This is a genomic window from Shewanella sp. SM74, from assembly GCF_025653725.1.
Taxonomy (GTDB): Bacteria; Pseudomonadota; Gammaproteobacteria; order Enterobacterales; family Shewanellaceae; genus Shewanella; species Shewanella oncorhynchi.
Genome location: NZ_JAKKRZ010000096.1, coordinates 1 through 687, shown reverse-complemented (window position 1 = coordinate 687; position 687 = coordinate 1). Strand labels below are relative to the sequence as shown.

Annotated in this window: 2 rRNA genes; both read left to right on the top strand. The window is 46.1% G+C overall.

The window, feature by feature from the left end:
* Nucleotides 1-197, top strand: a 16S ribosomal RNA gene (locus tag L5M49_RS25395); the annotation flags it as partial.
* Nucleotides 198-559: 362 nt separating this feature from the next.
* Nucleotides 560-687: ribosomal RNA gene (locus tag L5M49_RS25390) — 23S ribosomal RNA — on the top strand; the annotation flags it as partial.

Genomic DNA, 687 nt, shown 5'->3' with positions numbered 1-687 from the left:
AGTAATCGTGGATCAGAATGCCACGGTGAATACGTTCCCGGGCCTTGTACACACCGCCCGTCACACCATGGGAGTGGGCTGCAAAAGAAGTGGGTAGCTTAACCTTCGGGGGGGCGCTCACCACTTTGTGGTTCATGACTGGGGTGAAGTCGTAACAAGGTAGCCCTAGGGGAACCTGGGGCTGGATCACCTCCTTACCTATACGACTAACTTAATGTTTGTTGAGTGTTCACACAGATTGCTTGTTTAKCTTCTCTYASGAGAAGTCAGAGCTRAATGCGCCGCKAGCCGGTACGCATTGTTCTTTAACAATTTGGAAAGCTGATAGTATTTAATTGCATGAGTCTGTCATGTGATTAATTACAAAACGTTTAATGCGCAAGCATTGAACATGAGTTCTCAAACACTTTATTAAGTGTCTTGAATATTCAATAGTAAATTATGCTTAGTTGCATAGTTTACGTCTAAGGCGCGTCCACTTCTTTGGTCAGAAGTGAGACAAGTAAAACCAAGCTGGTCGCAATGCGGCGCAGRTGAGTGAAACTCATTTGGGTTGTATGGTTAAGCGACTAAGCGTATACGGTGGATGCCTTGGCAGTCAGAGGCGATGAAGGACGTAGTAACTTGCGAAAAGCGTTGGCGAGCTAGTAACAAGCATTTGAGCTAACGATGTCCGAATGGGGGAAC